19 protein-coding genes are annotated in these 18,278 nt (G+C 38.8%); 10 read left to right on the top strand and 9 right to left on the bottom strand.

Going from position 1 to position 18,278, the window contains the following annotated elements; genetic code table 11:
• Positions 1 to 44: 44 nt before the first annotated feature.
• From ACXYMX_RS01415 to ACXYMX_RS01440, 6 genes are all read right to left on the bottom strand, one after another.
• On the bottom strand, positions 45 to 1,244 hold the full coding sequence (locus tag ACXYMX_RS01415; RefSeq protein ID WP_459042425.1) for an MFS transporter: 1,200 nt from the start codon (positions 1,242 to 1,244) through the stop codon (positions 45 to 47).
• Positions 1,245 to 1,372: 128 nt separating this feature from the next.
• Positions 1,373 to 2,446, bottom strand: coding sequence for an ABC transporter substrate-binding protein (locus ACXYMX_RS01420; RefSeq protein WP_459042426.1), 1,074 nt, complete (start codon positions 2,444 to 2,446; stop codon positions 1,373 to 1,375).
• The gene (locus ACXYMX_RS01425; RefSeq protein WP_459042427.1) at positions 2,443 to 3,243 is read right to left on the bottom strand and encodes an ABC transporter permease; all 801 of its coding nucleotides are present in this window, start codon (positions 3,241 to 3,243) and stop codon (positions 2,443 to 2,445) included. Before ACXYMX_RS01425 ends, ACXYMX_RS01420 begins: the two co-directional genes overlap by 4 nt.
• Positions 3,227 to 4,051: an ABC transporter permease gene (locus ACXYMX_RS01430; RefSeq protein WP_459042428.1), complete on the bottom strand. Its 825-nt coding sequence runs from the start codon at positions 4,049 to 4,051 to the stop codon at positions 3,227 to 3,229. The genes ACXYMX_RS01425 and ACXYMX_RS01430 overlap by 17 nt, the downstream gene beginning before the upstream one ends.
• Positions 4,044 to 5,147, bottom strand: a complete 1,104-nt coding sequence (locus ACXYMX_RS01435; RefSeq protein ID WP_459042429.1) for an ABC transporter ATP-binding protein — start codon at positions 5,145 to 5,147, stop codon at positions 4,044 to 4,046. Before ACXYMX_RS01435 ends, ACXYMX_RS01430 begins: the two co-directional genes overlap by 8 nt.
• A 35-nt stretch (positions 5,148 to 5,182) precedes the next feature.
• On the bottom strand, positions 5,183 to 5,725 hold the full coding sequence (locus ACXYMX_RS01440) for a helix-turn-helix domain-containing protein (RefSeq protein WP_459042430.1): 543 nt from the start codon (positions 5,723 to 5,725) through the stop codon (positions 5,183 to 5,185).
• Between the two features lie 200 nt (positions 5,726 to 5,925).
• Between ACXYMX_RS01440 and ACXYMX_RS01445 the strand changes: the two genes are divergently transcribed.
• The 3 genes from ACXYMX_RS01445 to ACXYMX_RS01455 all read left to right on the top strand — a co-directional run bounded on the left by ACXYMX_RS01445 (position 5,926) and on the right by ACXYMX_RS01455 (position 7,580).
• A complete protein-coding gene (locus ACXYMX_RS01445) occupies positions 5,926 to 6,249 on the top strand; it encodes a hypothetical protein (protein ID WP_459042431.1) in 324 nt (107 codons plus the stop codon).
• Positions 6,250 to 6,359: 110 nt separating this feature from the next.
• On the top strand, positions 6,360 to 6,806 hold the full coding sequence (locus ACXYMX_RS01450) for a redoxin domain-containing protein (RefSeq protein ID WP_459042432.1): 447 nt from the start codon (positions 6,360 to 6,362) through the stop codon (positions 6,804 to 6,806).
• A gap of 114 nt (positions 6,807 to 6,920) precedes the next feature.
• Positions 6,921 to 7,580: a potassium channel family protein gene (locus tag ACXYMX_RS01455; RefSeq protein WP_459042433.1), complete on the top strand. Its 660-nt coding sequence runs from the start codon at positions 6,921 to 6,923 to the stop codon at positions 7,578 to 7,580.
• Between the two features lie 81 nt (positions 7,581 to 7,661).
• Here ACXYMX_RS01455 and rnjA read toward each other — a convergent pair whose 3' ends face one another.
• From rnjA to def, 3 genes are all read right to left on the bottom strand, one after another.
• On the bottom strand, positions 7,662 to 9,329 hold the full coding sequence (gene rnjA, locus ACXYMX_RS01460) for a ribonuclease J1 (protein ID WP_459042434.1): 1,668 nt from the start codon (positions 9,327 to 9,329) through the stop codon (positions 7,662 to 7,664).
• Positions 9,330 to 9,332: 3 nt separating this feature from the next.
• Positions 9,333 to 9,542 (bottom strand): DNA-dependent RNA polymerase subunit epsilon, encoded by a 210-nt coding sequence (locus tag ACXYMX_RS01465; RefSeq protein ID WP_459042435.1) that lies wholly within the window; start codon positions 9,540 to 9,542, stop codon positions 9,333 to 9,335.
• Between the two features lie 244 nt (positions 9,543 to 9,786).
• Positions 9,787 to 10,344, bottom strand: coding sequence for a peptide deformylase (gene def, locus ACXYMX_RS01470; RefSeq protein ID WP_459042436.1), 558 nt, complete (start codon positions 10,342 to 10,344; stop codon positions 9,787 to 9,789).
• Positions 10,345 to 10,491: 147 nt separating this feature from the next.
• Between def and ACXYMX_RS01475 the strand changes: the two genes are divergently transcribed.
• From ACXYMX_RS01475 to ACXYMX_RS01505, 7 genes are all read left to right on the top strand, one after another.
• The gene (locus ACXYMX_RS01475; protein WP_459042437.1) at positions 10,492 to 11,136 is read left to right on the top strand and encodes a YkyA family protein; all 645 of its coding nucleotides are present in this window, start codon (positions 10,492 to 10,494) and stop codon (positions 11,134 to 11,136) included.
• A 276-nt stretch (positions 11,137 to 11,412) separates the two neighbouring features.
• Positions 11,413 to 12,528 (top strand): pyruvate dehydrogenase (acetyl-transferring) E1 component subunit alpha, encoded by a 1,116-nt coding sequence (gene pdhA / locus ACXYMX_RS01480; RefSeq protein ID WP_459042438.1) that lies wholly within the window; start codon positions 11,413 to 11,415, stop codon positions 12,526 to 12,528.
• Between the two features lie 3 nt (positions 12,529 to 12,531).
• The gene (locus ACXYMX_RS01485; protein WP_459042439.1) at positions 12,532 to 13,509 is read left to right on the top strand and encodes an alpha-ketoacid dehydrogenase subunit beta; all 978 of its coding nucleotides are present in this window, start codon (positions 12,532 to 12,534) and stop codon (positions 13,507 to 13,509) included.
• A 79-nt stretch (positions 13,510 to 13,588) separates the two neighbouring features.
• Positions 13,589 to 14,905 carry a dihydrolipoamide acetyltransferase family protein gene (locus ACXYMX_RS01490; RefSeq protein ID WP_459042440.1) on the top strand — a complete coding sequence of 439 codons (1,317 nt, stop codon included), beginning with the start codon at positions 13,589 to 13,591 and terminating at the stop codon, positions 14,903 to 14,905.
• 3 nt (positions 14,906 to 14,908) lie between these two features.
• On the top strand, positions 14,909 to 16,321 hold the full coding sequence (gene lpdA / locus ACXYMX_RS01495) for a dihydrolipoyl dehydrogenase (RefSeq protein WP_459042441.1): 1,413 nt from the start codon (positions 14,909 to 14,911) through the stop codon (positions 16,319 to 16,321).
• Between the two features lie 133 nt (positions 16,322 to 16,454).
• Complete coding sequence (locus ACXYMX_RS01500) at positions 16,455 to 17,279, top strand: polysaccharide deacetylase family protein (RefSeq protein WP_459042442.1); 825 nt, start codon at positions 16,455 to 16,457, stop codon at positions 17,277 to 17,279.
• A 23-nt stretch (positions 17,280 to 17,302) separates the two neighbouring features.
• Positions 17,303 to 18,268 carry an NAD(P)H-dependent flavin oxidoreductase gene (locus ACXYMX_RS01505; RefSeq protein ID WP_459042443.1) on the top strand — a complete coding sequence of 322 codons (966 nt, stop codon included), beginning with the start codon at positions 17,303 to 17,305 and terminating at the stop codon, positions 18,266 to 18,268.
• Positions 18,269 to 18,278 lie beyond the last annotated feature (10 nt).

The raw sequence follows: 18,278 nt of genomic DNA on the forward strand, positions 1-18,278 counted from the left end.
TCACCAACGTCATTTATTGTACAACCTGAAATGGGGATTTTGTTTTAGGATTTAATACTGTTCAATAAATCACTACTTCGTTTAGACCAATACAGTGCAATGGCAAAACAGATAAATAATATAACCGTTCCGATAATAAATGGATAGGACATATCAATACCAAATAAAATACCAGCGAGTGCCGGACCAATCATATTACCGAGACTCATATACGCAGTCATCATTCCAGCGGCAAAACCTTGCTCATTTCCAGCAAGTTTTGAAACAAGCGTATTCACGGCAGGGCGAAGTAGTGAAGTTGCCGTGAAAAATATGGTTGCAACGAACAATATCGACCAGAATGAATCGACGGCTAAAATTCCAATCATTGCAATCGCTGCGATTACTAGATTCACTAGGATAACTCGCATCTCTCCAAAACGTTTAAATAAAGGATCGATAATAAAGGTTTGGGCAATTACACCGACAAAGCCACCCACTGTAATAAGCGTTGCGATTTGAGCAGGTGTATAAAAATATTTTTTATCAACATAAATAGAAATAATTGCCTGGAAATTCGCCAGTCCGAATGAAAAAACAAACATGACGATCAACATAATGAAATATGTAGTTGCAGTTGAACGTTTAAGTTGTTGAAAAAGGTTTTCTCGTTTTCTTTCCATTACAGGCTGCGATTCAGTTCGAGGAACTGTATTCGGTAAGGCGAAGTAGGAGATAATCGCTGCTACAAGTGCCGCAGCTGTTGCAACATAGAAAGGAAACTCAAGACTAATTTTTGATAGAAAACCGCCAATTGCAGGTCCAATCATAAAACCAAGGGACATAGAAGCACCTAGTAAGCCCATTCCTTTGCCGCGTTCTTTTACCGTAGTAATATCTGCAACAAATGCCATCATTGGAGGGACTAAAAATGCAGCACCAAGGCCAGAGAAAAATCTTGCAATATATAGCATCCATAGTTCTGTAGAAAGTCCAAATGCTATTTGTGAAAGACCATAAATAATTAATCCGAAAATAATTAAATTTTTTCTTCCGTGCTTATCTGAAAGATCACCTGCGATGGGGGAAAAGATAAATTGAGAGAAGGAAAACATAGCTATTAAAAACCCGAGAGTTGGACCCGCTGCGCCAAAGGTGTCCAAGAATTCCGGCATTATTGGAATGATAAGGCCGATTCCTGCCATAGTAATAAACATATTAAACATTAGTACAGATAATGCGAATTTATTTGACGAACTTGCCATACACATCCCAGCTTTCTGATATTACTTCGAGTATCTAAATTATTTTACCATAAAAACAGTTAAAATACATCTCCTCACTACTTCTTCTGGAATAAAAAAAGCTCTCACTATTCAGCGAGAGCATGCAATCATTTCATATCCATTTTGAACTCTAAAAATAATTCATTATAATCACCAAGAATTTGTAAGCCGAGGTTTCTATACACTTCTAAATGCTCCCGTGTTTCTTCATCGGGATAGAAGCGCTCGTCTTCTGTAACTTCAGGATCCATTAAATCGATTGCCGAAATATTCGGCGTCGAATAGCCTACATAATCAGCGTTTTGAGCAGCTACTTCAGGATCCAACATAAAGTTAATAAACGCATGAGCACCTTCAATATTCGTCGTAGTTCGAGGGATAACCATATTATCGAACCATAAGTTCGATCCTTCTTCAGGCACCGTATAGTCGATGTTTTCGTTTTCAAACATCATATCCGCTGCTTGACCAGACCACGTAAGTGCAATAGATGCCTCTCCGTTTACCATCAGTTGTGTTACTTCATCCCCAATAACTGCTTTCACATTCGGGCTCAGTGTTTTTAACTTATCCGTTGCTTCACGTAATTCTTTTTTGTTCGTTGAATTAAGTGAATATCCTAGTGAGTTCAAGCCCATTCCGATTGTTTCGCGTGCGCTATCGACGAGAACCACTTTTTGCTTTAGAGAAGGGTTCCATAAATCATCCCAGCTTTCAAACGTTTGACCGTCGAGTAACTCAGGATTGAAAGCTATACCTAATGTTCCCCAGAAGTAAGGGATAGAGTACGTATTTCCTGGGTCGAATGCTAAATCCAGAAAGTAAGGATCAATATGTTGAATGTTGGGAAGTTTACTATGGTCAATGGGCAATAAAAGATCCTTTTCAGCCATCATTTCGATCATATATTCGGAAGGCATCGATATATCATAGGACGTACCTCCTTGTTCAACTTTGCCCATCATCCCTTCATTGGAATCGAATGTTTCGTAAATGACTTTAATCCCTGTTTCATCTTCAAACTGTTTAATCAGTTCAGGATCAATATATTCACCCCAGTTATACACATTAAGTGTACCTTTACCACTTCGACCGCCACCTTCATCCAGCTTTGAGTTTATGAAGATAAGTATAGAAGAAACGATAAGAATAACTAGTGTGCTTTGTAAGATACCCTTCATTTTCTCACCCCCGCCATTGGGGTTTTAGATTTTCGACTAACCAAATAATATCCGAAGACAAGAATAATTGTGATTAGGAAAATTAACCCGGATAATGCATTGATCGTTAGTGTAATACCAGTACGAGCCATGGAGTAAATCTCAACAGAAAGCGTGGAGAATCCATTTCCTGTAACGAAAAAAGTGACAGCAAAGTCATCAAGAGAGTAGGTCAATGCAAGGAAAAACCCTGCAAAAATTCCTGGTTTGATGAATGGAATAATAACTCGAGTGAGTACGTCACGCTTCGATGCACCAAGATCTACGGCCGCGTCAATCAGCGAAGGACTCATCTCTTTCAACTTAGGAAGAACCATGATGACGACAATTGGAATACTAAAAGCAATATGAGAAATTAGAACGGATGCAAAACCTAGCTTGACTCCTACTATTGAAAACAAGATAAGAAAGGATGCACCAATAATAACGTCCGGACTGACAATTAATATATTGTTTAGTGACAGCACAGCATTTCTCATCTTTTTGTTGCGAATAAACACAATTGCTAGTGCACCTAAAACTCCGATTGCAGTTGAAACAAGCGCTGATAAAAGGGCAATAACAATCGTATTGATTAATATAACAAGAAGTCTTTTATCTTCAAAAACAGCTGCATAATGCTCAAGAGTAAAGGATTCAAAATTGGACATGGATCCACCAGAATTGAATGAGTAAAAAATTAAATAGAAAATCGGTGTATAAAGAATCAGGAAAACGACTGCTAAATAGATTTTAGGGAACTTACTTAATTTTTTCATTGCTTGTCGCCCCCTTTTCCTTACCACTTGTAATTAGCATGATGATGAACATGAATAAGATGAGGAACACAGCTATCGTTGAACCCATTCCCCAGTTTTGTGTGACGAGAAACTGCTGTTCAATTGCTGTTCCAAGTGTTATTACTTTATTCCCGGCGATGAGTCGAGTAATCATAAAGAGTGACAGGGCAGGAATAAATACCACTTGAATGCCCGATTTGACACCGTTCATTGTTAAAGGCAAAATAACACGGAGGAAAGTAGTCCATGAATTTGCCCCAAGATCATGTGCGGCATCCACCAATGCAGGGTTTAGTTTATCAAGCGAATTAAAAATCGGTAAAATCATAAATGGAATAAAAATATAGACGGAAACAAAGACGAAGCTGAAATCTGTAAATAACAATTGTTGTTGGCCGATTCCTGTTGCTTCTAAAAATGCATTAACCGGTCCATATAAACCTAGTAACCCGATGAATGCATACGTCTTTAACAGAAGATTAATCCAAGACGGTATTATTATAAGTAATAGCCAAAGGTGTTTATGTTTGGTTTTAGTTAAATAGTATGCAGTTGGGTATGCAAAGAGTAAAGAGAAGAAAGTGATTAGAAAAGCATACCAAAAAGAGCTAATCGTCAACTTGAAGTAAACAGATGTGAAAAAGTTTACATAGTTTTCAAGCGTAAATGCGCCTGTTAAATCCATAAAAGAAAAATAAACAATGAGAGCAATAGGTGCAATTACAAATAAGAGTATCCAGGCAGCATAAGGAATCATATAGAGTGTACGAACTGGTTTATTATTCATCAGCGGGTACTCCGTATGCCTCGAGTCTAGCGTCGAAGTCTTCTTCAGTTTCATTTAGGCGCATAACATGAATGTCCTCAGGATCGAAATCGAGACCTACAATTGAACCGACTTCAGCTTTTTTTGTCGAATGGACTAGCCATTCGTTACCATCTGTATCATAGGTAGACAGTTCATAATGAACACCTCTGAATAATTGGGTATCCACAGTTACGTTAAGCTTTCCGTTATGAACTGTCGTCAATACTAAGTCTTCAGGGCGGATCACGATATCGACATTCTCATTTGGATTTAAGCCTTGATCGACACATTCAAATGTTTTTCCAGTAAATTCAACAACATAATCTTCTATCATTTTACCGCGTACGATGTTTGACTCGCCAATGAAATCTGCAACAAATCGGTTAATGGGTTCATCGTAAATATCGAGAGGTGTCCCAGATTGTTGGATTTCTCCACTGTTCATAACGAAAATTTCATCGGACATTGCAAGTGCTTCCTCTTGGTCATGGGTTACAAATACAAATGTTTTACCGAGGCGTTGTTGCAATTCACGTAGTTCATATTGCATTTCTGTTCGTAGCTTTAAATCGAGTGCTGAAAGTGGCTCGTCTAGTAAAATTACTTCAGGGTCATTGACAATTGCGCGTGCAATCGCAACACGTTGACGTTGGCCACCTGACATTTCGTCCAACTCTCTTGTTTCGTATCCTTCGAGATTGACAAACTTTAACGCTTCTTTCACACGACGTTCAATTTCAGCTGACTTTACTTTTTTAATACGAAGTCCAAAAGCAATATTTTCAAAAACGTTTAAATGTGGAAAAAGGGCATAGTCTTGAAATACAGTATTTACTTTTCGTTCATTAGCAGGAACATCATTGATCTTTTTTCCATTAAATAGAATAGTACCGTTAGTTGGTTCAATAAATCCGGCAATTAATCGAAGAATTGTTGTTTTTCCACAGCCTGACGGACCAAGCAATGTGTAAAACTTTCCACGCTCCATTTCGAAAGAAACATCGTTTAACACGCTTGTTTCCCCGTCATACATTTTTGTGACATTTTTAAAATGAATAATTGGTTCTGTTGTCATTGTAATCCTCCTTTATTTAGGAAAAGCGCATAGTATTAAAGATAAGATTCTGTTGCAACAAGTATGACTTCACTTGTTCCTTCGAATGCATTAAATAGCTGATGATTATCTGATGCTTCATAGTAAATTGCATCACCTTCATTTGCTGTGTACTTCAAATCACCTAGTTCTAGAATCACTTTCCCTACTAACACATAAATAAACGTTTCGGAAAGGGATGGTTCAAATGTTTTAAATTCACCTTTATTTTCCAAAGTGATTCGTACAGGTTCCATGTTATTTTCATTGGATCTAGGAACAAGCCAGCGCATACTATACTTTAGTTGGCTATCTGTAAAAACAGTTTGTTCATCACTTGAACAAACAATCTTGGCAGAGTCCTTTGAGTTGTCGAAAAAATCTTTAGGAGTGGTGCCTAAAACCTCAAGAAGTGCAAATAGAGTTTCAATGGAAGGAGAATTTAAATCGCGTTCAAGTTGAGAAATATGTCCTTTTGTTAAATCAGTTCGTTCACCAAGTTCTTCTTGAGTAAGTCCTTTTTTTAAGCGAAGGCTCTTTATTTTTCGTCCAATTTGCATACTTACTTCCCCTTTTTAAATACATGAAGTTTACTAGTACTTAACTAGAAGTTTATTATAAACCCTTTTTTATTATACGGAAAAATTGACATAAATCAAGTATTTTTTAAATCTAGTTAAAGGAAATAAATAGCTAGCTTATTATAGAGTATTTATTGATTTTCATGTTACAATATATCGAATAGAGGAGGGGTTGTCGATTGGGAATTAAAAAGGTTTTTTACTTAGATCCCGATGAAAGAAAGTGGACATTGGAAGACCTTGGCCTTCATATGAATGATGTTAAAGACTTAGCATACTCAAGTAAAAAAATAGAAGGAATCTTTTTTGCAAACAAAAGAAAAATTATAGAATCTTCAGATGCCCTGGAGCATTGCTCAACTTGTCTAGAGCTACTTGAATATAATGATGAATTTGACTCTTCTTATTGTGGTTCTTGTAATGAGTGGAGAGAATTTTCCTGCGCTGATCCAGATTGTGAATACTGTTTGGAAAGACCAGAAAAACCATCGGATTGTAAATGAAGTAAAGTAATTTATTTGGAGCACCTAAAAAGGTGTTCTTTTTTTATTATGGAATTTTAACTCTTTTTGCATACTATAGTTATGGTGTTGCAAATAAGGGGGCTGCAAATTTGAAGTTATATGAACAAATGCCGGAATTTACTAATGGAACTACCTGGCTCAATGGCAGAGTAACCAAGTCAGATCTTATTGGGAACAAACCAATACTTATCCACTTCTGGTCTGTTAGCTGTTATTTATGCAAAGGATCTGTTCAAGAAATAAATGAGTTGAAAGCTTTGTTTAATCAAAAGTTGACTATTATAGCAGTTCATATGCCTCGATCGGAAAAAGACTTGGATATAGAGGTTATTAAGAATAGAGCAAGGGAGTATAACATGAAGCATCCGATTATCGTTGATGATAATGTCTTGGTTACGGATGCATTTGAGAACGAACAAGTACCTGCTTGCTACTTATTTGATAGGAATGGAAGACTTCGACATTTCCAATCGGGTGAAAGGGGAATGCAATTAGTGAAAAAGCGTATTCTAAGATTGTTAAATGAAAAGGATTGAATGCTAGTTTGACGATAATAAAAGACAGGCCGCTTTCATGGGGTTCAATTGAGCTTGGTCACTGAATGTGTTACAATAACCGCATTCGAGTAGTGAACAGGAGATGTACATCTTATGAAAAAGGAATTTGTCGTTATTGGACTTGGTCGATTCGGGGGAAGCATCGTTAGAGAATTAGTGGAACTAGATGCGGATGTAATGGCAATTGATATTTCTGCTGATAAAGTTGAAGATTTTGCATCGATTGCGACTCAAGCTGTTACCGCAGATACAACAGATGAATCTGTACTGAGATCTCTTGGTATTCGAAACTTCGAACATGTAATTGTGGCGATAGGGGATAACATACAAGCGAGTATATTAACCACATTAATGTTAAAAGAAATAGGGGTAAAAAAAGTTACTGTAAAAGCGCAAAATGATTACCATGAAAAAGTACTTAGAAAAATTGGTGCTGACCAAGTTGTTCACCCTGAACGTGATATGGGGATCCGGATTGCTAATAATATGGTATCTAATAATATTCTGGATTATCTTGAACTATCCGATGAATATTCAATTGCTGAAATAAAAGCAAATGAGAAGATCACGGGCTTTACACTTGTTGAATTGGACATACGGGCAAAGTATGGAGTGAACATCGTCGCCATTAAACGGGGGACTCATATACTCGTGTCACCGCAAGCAATTGAAACAATTGAAATGGACGACATATTGATTGTTATTGGATCTGACAAAGATATCCACAGATTCGAGAAGAAAGCGTTGCATTAAAAATTAAAAATATCCCATCATGCTAGATTGAATGCATGATGGGATATTTTATTTGAACATTACTGAAAATATAATTACGGGTTAAACTTCCATAATAACGGGAAGTACCATTGGTTTTCTTTTTGTTTTTTCATATAAGTAAGGGCCCAACACATCAATTATTTCCGTTTTTAAAGCGGGAACATTCGCTGGTGTATTCGTAAGCTTACTTTGTAATTGTCTTGACAACATTCGTTGTGCCTCATGAATCATAGTTCCTGATTCGCGCATATATACGAAGCCTCTTGAAATGATATCAGGACCCGAAACGATTTTGTTTTTCTTCGTATCTAGTGTCGAAACAACAATAACTAGTCCGTCTTCTGATAAAATTCTACGGTCACGCAATACCACATTTCCAATATCGCCAATTCCACTTCCATCAATGTAAACATCACCAGAAGGTACTCGTCCAGCAGGTCGTGCACTATCTGCTGTTAAGGCAAGGACATCTCCATTCCCCATAATGAATGTATTCTCTTGCAATACATCACAATCTACAGCAAGTTCAGTATGCATTTTCATCATTCGGTATTCACCATGGATTGGCATGAAATACTTAGGTTTCATAAGTCGAATCATTAGTTTTTGTTCTTCTTGAGAACCATGACCTGATGTATGAATATTATTTAATGAACCATGGAGTACTTCTGCTCCTGCACGGAACAACGAGTTGATGGTTTTGTTAATGCTTAATGTGTTACCTGGAATTGGTGATGAAGAGAAAATAACTGTATCACCGGGCTGTATTTGTACTTGTCTATGAGTTCCATTTGCTATTCGTGATAAAGCAGCCATTGGTTCTCCTTGACTTCCTGTACAGAGAATCATTACTTCGTTTGCAGGTAATTTATTTAAGGACTGTGTGTCGATAAATAATTCTTTAGGCCCTGAGAGGTATCCAAGTTCTCGTCCGATAGTAATTGCGTTATCCATACTTCTACCGAAAATTGCAATTTTTCGCCCGAAAGCTTGTGCAGCCTCAATGGCTTGTTGCAATCTGTAGATGTTTGAAGCAAACGTAGCAAAGATAATTCGGCCATCTACTTTCCGGAAAATCTCATTTAGGCTCTCGCCGACTTTGAGTTCGGAAGTAGTAAAACCTGGTACTTCAGCATTTGTACTATCTGAAAGTAAGCAGAGCACACCATCTCCGCCAATTTTAGCCATTTTTGTTAGATTTGCTGGTTCTCCAACAGGAGTAAAATCAAATTTGAAATCCCCTGTGTGAACGATATTCCCAGATGGAGTTTTTACAACTACACCAAAGGCATCGGGAATACTATGGGTTGTCCTAAAGAAGGTAACAGATGTCTTTCTAAATTTAATAACATCATCTTCGTTAATTGGAATCATTGTCGTTGTTCGAAGTAATCCATGTTCTTCGAGCTTGTTTCGAAGCAATCCTAAAGCAAGTTTTCCACCATAAACGGGGACATTTACTTTTCGGAGTAAATAAGGAATCCCACCAATATGATCTTCATGACCATGTGTGATGAAAAGACCTTTAATTTTATCTGCATTGCGCTCAAGGAACGTATAATCTGGAATGACATAATCGATTCCTAAAAGTTCGTCATCTGGAAATTTAATGCCTGCATCAATAATAATAATTTCGTCTTGAAATTGAATCGCGTACGTATTTTTGCCGATTTCACCTAGTCCGCCTAATGCGAAAACAGCTGTTTCATTATTTTTAATTGAATTCATAACTTAAACCTGTTCGAGCTGAAAAGACGGTGAAGTCTGTTCATGTTCAAGATGGAGGCCTTCAAGAGGCTGGATGTATTCGATATTGAAGTTTCGATCTTTCAATATCTTTCGAACGGATTGCTCTGAATCTGTTTCGATGTACATACTTTTCGTATTTTCGCGGACCGGTACGTTATGCATGTTTTCTTGGTAATAAATTTTGTAGATCATTGTTTGCTCTCCTTTTTTACGATCAAATTGAAATCATTCTCTATATATTAGCACGATGCTTCATTTAAATAAAGAAAAGCCCACCAAATTTACTAGTGGGCTTACATGCTAGGCAATAGTTTTTTTACCGAGTATGCCATTGAGCCGTTTCAACAGTTTCCGTTTCAGGCGTTTATACATGGCAATTCACTCCTTGCCCTAATTATAAACTAAACTGAACTTTCTGTCAAGTTAAGCGTTATATTTAATTTCGTTCAAATGGAACTGAATTGGGTAACTCTTTAAATGGATCGATGGCGTCAATATGATCGTAAAATAAAACTCCATTTAAATGGTCGAGTTCGTGTTGAAAGGCAATGGATGCTAGCCCTTTTAGTCTTTTCTTAAAAGGGTTACCTTCTTCATCAAACGCTGTAATCGTGATACGTCTATGCCTTGGTACGTATCCTTGCACATCTCTGTCAACAGAAAGACAACCCTCGCCAGAAGCAAGATGCGTTTTTTCGACAGAGTGACTTATTATTTTAGGATTAATTGCAACAAAGCTTACTGAGTCTCCTTCAGCTTCTGTAATATGAAGAGCAAACACCCTTTTTAAAACATCTATTTGAGGTGCGGCAAGCCCAATACCTGCTCGTAAATCATACTTTTCAGATAAAATAGGGTCATGGCTGTTTTTTAGATACTGAAGTAAATCCTCAGTAAGCTTGCGATCTTCTACCGATAACGGGAATTTAACTTCCTCTGCTTTGATTCGTAGTGAAGGGTGTCCTTCCCTTATGATGTCTTTCATTAAAATCATCGTACTACTTCCTTTCAAATCTAAATTAAAAACCTTACTAATTATCATTATAAGCGAACGGCAAAAAGCTTGGAAGTGTTTTGGCATGGGGTTGAATTAATTTCAAAAAAACGCTATAGTTTATTGAGGATATAAAGGAGTGAAATCGTGAGAAAACATCGTATTGGTGTCGTTTTTTTAAGTATATGTATACTATTGGCCGGATGTAGTATTGGCGAGTCGGATGAACAAAAGCTTTCTGATACGCTTTCAAAAATGTATACTGCTGAAGAAAATTACAGAGAGGCTCAGTCTGACCTTTCTAAATTAGAGAATACAGAACAAGAACTATTTACTAGTGTTATGGAACTAACTCAAGAAGAGACAGAGGTACTTAACTCAAAAGTTGTTGAACTTGAGCAATTGCTAGAACAACGACTCTCTTTAATAGAAGAAGAGAGTTTGTCAATGGAAGAAGGAAAGACGCTTGTTAAATCTCTAGATGAGGTTATTGTTGAAGCAGAGGAAGAGAATAAAAGTGAAATGAAAGAGTTGCAAAACCTTATAATGGATCGTTATGAATTTCATTCCTCATTTATTGCTGAATACAAAAAGTTATCCGAATTACAAAAAAGTCTTTATTCGATGCTTGTAGATGAATCGACAGAACTCGTAGAATTACAAAATACAGTTGCAGAAGTCAATTCACAAAACGAAACTGTTCTTTCAACAATAGATGCTTTTAATCTGTCGACTCAAGAATTAAATGCTGCGAAAGAAAAAGTGTTTGAAAGTATTTCAGAAGATAAATAATTTAGTAATAAAAGACGAATTGAGTAAATATCTCAGCTCGTCTTTTTTTGCTTTAAATAGGAAGTTTTTCCGGCCCCCTATTATAACACAGTTGAAACATTGTACTAATACAGGTCAGTAATTATTATGTATTCTAATAACTCGCGAGGTAGATTACAGCGGCAATTCCAATGATTGACCTATGCATTTAATTTAAGTATACTAATAAATAGTAATGGTTGTATCAATGTTAAAGCGAAGTGTTCATAATACAGTTGATAAAGGAGAGTTGCCGAAATGGCTGTAAAAAATACGAAACAGTTGGATCCGGTGAAAACGCTTCAAGAAATTGAAGAGAAATTTGAAATGTACCAGATCTTAGACGAAGAAGGTAAGATCGTTAACGAAGAAGCAGATCCGAAAATGTCTGATGAAGATTTGGTGGAGTTAATGTCGAGAATGGTCTACACACGAATTTTGGACCAACGCTCAATTTCTTTAAATCGTCAAGGTCGTTTAGGTTTTTATGCACCGACAGCAGGTCAGGAAGCGTCACAAATCGCATCCCACTTTGCGCTTGAAAAAGAAGATTTTATCTTACCAGGATATCGTGACGTACCCCAAATGATTTGGCACGGACTGCCACTATCAAAAGCGTTTCTATGGTCACGTGGGCATTATGAAGGTGGAGCGATTCCAGAAGGTGTTAATTTATTCCCACCTCAAATTATTATTGGCGCACAATACATTCAAGCTGCAGGTATTGCTCTTGGTTTTCAGAAACGTGGAACAAAAGCTGTTGCAATGACTTATACAGGTGATGGTGGAACTTCACAGGGTGATTTCTATGAAGGAATTAACTTTGCAGGGGCGTATCGTTCTCCAGCAATCTTCATCATTCAAAATAACCAGTATGCGATCTCAACACATCGTAGTGTACAAACGGCTGCGAAAACGCTTGCGCAAAAGGGGATTTCGGCAGGCATTCCAAGCGTTTTAGTTGATGGTATGGATCCACTTGCGGTGTATGCGGTTACGAAAGAAGCGCGTGAACGTGCAGTGAATGGCGATGGCCCAACTTTGATTGAGACTTATTGTTATCGATACGGTCCGCATACAATGGCTGGAGATGATCCGACTCGTTACCGTACTTCTGAAACGGATAGCGAATGGGAAAAGCGCGATCCTCTTATTCGATTCCGTAAATATTTAGGAGAAAAAGGAATTTGGGATGAAGCGAAAGAAGAAGAGGTAATCGAACGCGCGAAAGAAGACATTAAAGAGGCTGTTAAATTGGCGGATGCTGCGCCTAAACAAAAAGTGACAGACTTTATTAATATTATGTATAAAGGTGAGTTACCATATAACTTACAAGAGCAACTTGCTATTTACACGGAAAAGGAGTCGAAGTAACCGATGGCACAAATGACGATGATTCAAGCCATTACTGACGCAATGCGTTCAGAGTTAAAAGATGATGAAAATGTTCTAGTCTTCGGCGAAGACGTTGGAAACAATGGTGGTGTATTCCGGGCGACAGAAGGTTTGCAAAAAGAGTTCGGTGAAGATCGTGTATTCGATACACCACTCGGTGAATCTGGAATAGGTGGACTTGCAATTGGTTTAGCATTCACAGGATTCCGTCCTGTAATGGAAATACAGTTTTTCGGTTTTATATTTGAAGTAATTGACTCAGTTAGTGGTCAACTTGCACGTATGCAATTCCGTAGTGCGGGCCGTTTTGACGCACCAGTTACAATCCGTTCCCCATTTGGTGGAGGAGTTGCAACGCCAGAAATGCACGCGGACAGTCTTGAAGGACTCGTTGCATCACAACCAGGATTAAAAGTAGTTATTCCGTCTACACCCTACGATGCAAAAGGGCTTCTGATTTCTGCAATTCGTGATGACAATCCAGTTGTCTTCCTTGAGCATATGAAACTATATCGTTCATTCAGACAAGAAGTTCCGGAAGAATCGTATACAATCCCACTTGGAAAAGCTGATGTTAAGCGCGAGGGAACTGATCTTACTGTTATCACATACGGTGCGATGGTTCATGAAAGCTTGAAAGCTGCTGAAGCGCTAGAAAAAGAAGGTTATTCACTTGAAGTAATCGATTTACGTACTATCCAACCGCTTGATATTGAAACGATTATTGCATCTGTTGAGAAAACTAGCCGAGCAATCGTTGTTCAAGAAGCACAGAAACAGGCAGGGATTGCGGCGAATGTTGTAGCTGAAATTACAGAGCGCGCGATCTTAAGTCTCGATGCTCCTGTACTACGTGTGACGGCACCGGATACAATTTATCCATTTGCCCAAGGTGAGAACTCGTGGCTCCCGAATGCGAAGGATATTATGGAAACAGCAATGAAGGTATTGAAATTTTAAATGAGTTCATTTGAAGTCTATGTTAATTCAAACATAGATGTGTAATAGAGTCGTTGGCTAAATAGAAAGGGTGAATCGCGTGGCATTTAAATTCCGTTTACCAGATATCGGAGAAGGAATCCATGAAGGTGAAATTGTAAAATGGTTCGTTTCCGTGGGAGACACGATTAATGAAGATGATACGCTTGTCGAGATTCAGAACGATAAAGCAGTTGTCGAAATACCGTCTCCTGTCACAGGTACAGTAAAAGAAATACTTGTTTCTGAAGGCACTGTAGCAGTTGTAGGAGATGTATTGATTGTATTTGATGCACCAGGTTACGAAAGTGAAGAGCCTGAGGAATCAGAAGAAAAAGAAGTTGTTGAGGACACTACTAAACCTGCTCCTGCTAAGGAGGAAGTAGAAGTAGAAGCTGTTAAGGAAGAGGAAACAAAAACCTCTGTAGCTTCGTCCGAAGTTGATGTAGATCGTCGAATTATTGCGATGCCATCTGTCCGTAAATTTGCTCGTGACAACGAAGTTGATATTCGTATGGTTGCCGGAACAGGTAAAAATGATCGAGTAATGAAGGAAGATGTTGAAACGTTCATGACTGGTGGACAGGAATCTGTCGAAGTTGCTCCATCTGACGAATCAGCAAAAGTAGAAAATACTACTAAAGAAACAAAGGCTCCAGTGACGCCAGAAGGAGAATTCCCTGAAACGCGAGAGAAGATGTCTGGAGTTCGAAAAGCAATTGCCAAAGCAATGGTTAATTCGAAGCATACAGCTCCTCACGTCACACTACTTGATGAAGTTGATGTGACAGAGCTTGTTGCACATCGCAATAAATTCAAAGGGATTGCTGCAGAAAAAGATATCAAGTTAACTTATTTACCGTATGTTGTGAAAGCTTTAGTAAGTACTTTGCGCGAATTCCCTTCGTTGAACACATCTCTTGATGATGAGACGCAGGAAATTGTAAACAAACACTACTATAACATCGGGATTGCTGCAGATACAGATCGTGGTTTACTCGTTCCAGTCGTGAAACACGCAGATCGAAAATCTGTTTTCGCTATTTCCGGGGAAATAAATGAGCTTGCTGTCAAAGCGCGTGACGGAAAGTTATCGCTTGCTGAAATGAGCGGTGCAACGTGCTCAATTACGAATATAGGGTCTGCTGGAGGGCAATGGTTTACACCAATTATTAATCATCCAGAAGTAGCTATTTTAGGAATTGGTCGAATTGCAGAAAAGCCAGTTGTCAAAAATGGTGAAATTGTAGCAGCACCTATGTTAGCATTATCATTAGTGTTCGATCACCGGATGATTGACGGCGCTACTGCACAAAATGCGCTGAATCACTTAAAGAACATGTTGGCAAATCCGGAACTTTTATTAATGGAGGCGTAAGAGATGGTAGTAGGAGACTTTCCAATTGAAGTAGATACTCTTGTTGTAGGTTCGGGTCCTGGAGGTTATGTTGCGGCAATTCGTGCAGCACAACTTGGACAAAAGGTAACAGTTGTAGAAAAAGGAGATCTAGGTGGCGTGTGCTTGAACGTTGGGTGTATTCCATCAAAAGCACTTATTGCTGTTGGGCATCGTTATGTTAATGCGAAAGGTTCCGAGTCAATGGGAATTACAGCAACGGATGTTAAAATTGATTTCACCAAGGTGCAGGAATTTAAGAATGGCGTTGTAAATAAATTGACAGGCGGAGTTGCCGGTCTGTTAAAAGGGAATAAAGTAGATGTCGTTAATGGAGAAGCGTACTTTGTTGATGCAAATACGGTTCGAGTAATTAACGATGATTCTGCCCAAACTTATAAATTCAACAACGCTATTCTAGCTACTGGATCACGTCCAGTTGAAATTCCAGGATTTAAATATTCTAAACGCATCATTAACTCTACTGGGGCTTTAAACTTAATTGAATTACCAGGTAAGCTTGTCGTTATTGGCGGCGGTTATATCGGAACAGAACTTGGATCTTCATTCGCGAATCTTGGTTCAGAAGTTACGATTATCGAAGGTAGCGATGATATACTTGCAGGGTTTGAAAAGCAAATGACTCAAATTGTTAAAAAAGGCTTGAAGAAAAAAGGCGTTGAGATTGCTCTGAAAGCATCTGCAAAAGGTGTTGAAGAGACAGAAACTGGCGTAACAGTTACATATGAAGTCGGCGGAGAAGAGAAAAAAGTTGAAGCTGACTATGTTTTGGTTACTGTTGGTCGTCGTCCAAATACCGATGAAATCGGTCTAGAAGAAATGGGTATTAAATTTGCAGACCGTGGACTTATCGAAGTAGATAAGCAGTGTCGTACAAATGTTTCAAATATCTATGCGATTGGCGATATCGTTTCTGGTCCTCAATTGGCTCACAAAGCTTCTTATGAAGCAAAAGTAGCAGCAGAGGCAATCTCTGGTGAAAAGTCTGAAGTTGACTACATGGCAATTCCAGCTGTTTGTTTCACAGATCCTGAACTTGCGACTGTTGGATTAAATGAGCAACAGGCGAAAGACGAAGGTTTTGAAGTGACTGCAGGTAAATTCCCATTTGCAGCAAACGGTCGCGCGCTTGCGCTTGATGCATCCGAAGGATTTGTTAAGCTTGTCGCTCGTAAAGAAGACGGACTTCTTCTTGGTGCGCAAATTGTTGGTGAAAGTGCATCTGACATGATAGCTGAACTAGGTCTAGCGATCGAAGCAGGAATGACTGTCGAAGACATTGCAATGACAATCCACGCTCATCCTACTTTGGGAGAAATCTCAATGGAAGCAGCGGAAGTTGTTTTAGGCAAACCAATTCATATGATTGGAAAATAAATAGAATGAAGTATAGAGCGTCTAGTGGGATCTAATCCCTGCTAGGCGCTTTTTGAACCTTATAAATAGCCCCTGTTGTTGTAGCTAGTAACTTGTTGTGATAAAATCTGAGTATCGAAGGGAAAGTGAGAATATGAAGAAATCAGTTTTATACATAGTAGTAGTATTTGCGTTACTTTTAACTGCTTGCACTAAAGAAAATGTGAGTCAGGAACCTGAAGCCGAAATTATTGAAGCAGAAGGAACCGAAGTATTAGAAGAAGAGGAAGTCGAAGTCGAGCCTTTAGAAGAGGACAGCGAAGTGCTGGCTGAAAAAAATCCTGATCCTCTTTATGAATTAAATGCAGTATGGGGATTCGATCCGATTGAAGATGCGGATCCGAAAGTTGTGCTCTTAACAATTGACGACGCGCCGGATAAACGTTCTCTTGAGATGGCGAAAAAATTGAAAGATCTTGATGCTCCAGCTATATTCTTTGTCAATGGTCACTTTATTGAAACGGAAGAAAAGCAAGCAATTTTGAAGGAAATTCATGAAATGGGTTTTACGATTGGTAATCATACAAAAACGCATGCTAATTTAAAGCAGTCGTCAGAAGAACAGCAAAAAGAAGAAATTCTTTTTGTTAGTGATACAGTTGAAAAGGTGATTGGAGAACGCCCGAAATTTTTCCGAGCACCTTTTGGGGTGAATACGGAGTTTAGTCGAGCGATTGTTCAAGAAGAGGGCATGTTATTAATGAATTGGACATATGGCTACGATTGGGAAAAAAAATATATGGATGCAAATGCATTAGCGGACATAATGGTGAATACCGAATACTTACGTGATGGGGCTAATTTACTTATGCACGATCGTGAGTGGACTGCTGAAGCGTTAGAAGGTATTGTAAATGGACTTAGAGACAAAGGATATGATTTTATCGATCCTTCAACAATAAAAGTGGTATCAAACTAACGATAAATAAGGGGTGTATGGGGATGGAATGGAAAACTAGAGTGACTGATTTACTTGGTGTAAAATTTCCGATTGTTCAGGGAGGGCTTGCACATCTTGCCTATTCAGATCTTTGTGTGGCGGTATCAGAAGCAGGGGGACTTGGACAAATCACAGCGATGAGCTTGGAGTCGCCAGATGCACTACGCGAAGAAATAAGAAAAGTGAAAGCGCTCACGAATCAACCGTTTGGTGTGAATTTTGCAATTGGCCAACATGGACGCCCATTTGAACATATGGTCGAAGCGGCATTGGAAGAAGGAGTACCGGTCGTATCGGTAACGGGGGGGAATCCGGCACCATTTTTTGATTTACTTGAAGGTACTGCTGTCAAAAAGTTAGTATTAGTTGCTGCCAAAAGGCAAGCGCAAAAAGCCGAGGAATTGGGTGCGGATGCTGTAATGGTTGTTGGTCAAGAAGGTGGAGGACATTTAGGTCGCGATGATATTGGAACGATAGTGCTTGTTCCACAGGTTGTCGATGCTGTATCGATTCCGGTAATTGCTTCTGGTGGTATCGGGGATGGTCGTGGGTGGATGGCGGCACATGCGCTTGGTGCTGAAGGCATTGAAATGGGTACTCGGTTTATTGCAACGAAGGAATGTATTCATGCATCACGAGCTTACAAAGATGCTCTCATCACAAGCCATGAAACGGACACGGCGGTCATCAAGCGGACTATTGGAGCGCCTGCACGTGTGTTAACTGGGGTATGGACAGAAAAGATTCTAAGTCTTGAAGCCGAAAATGCGAAATACGAACAGTTGAAAGATTTTATTAGCGGAAAAGCAAATCGCCGATTCATTCATGACGGGGATGCAGAAAATGGGTTCGGCTGGGCTGGGCAAGTAACTGGTTTAATAGAGGACGAACCAACAGTTGCTGAATTGATTAATCGTATGGTTGAAGAGGCTGAAAATATAAGAAAAGGTTGGAATTTTAAAAATTGATTAGGAGGAG

The sequence above is a fragment of the Sporosarcina sp. CAU 1771 genome (assembly GCF_054482775.1).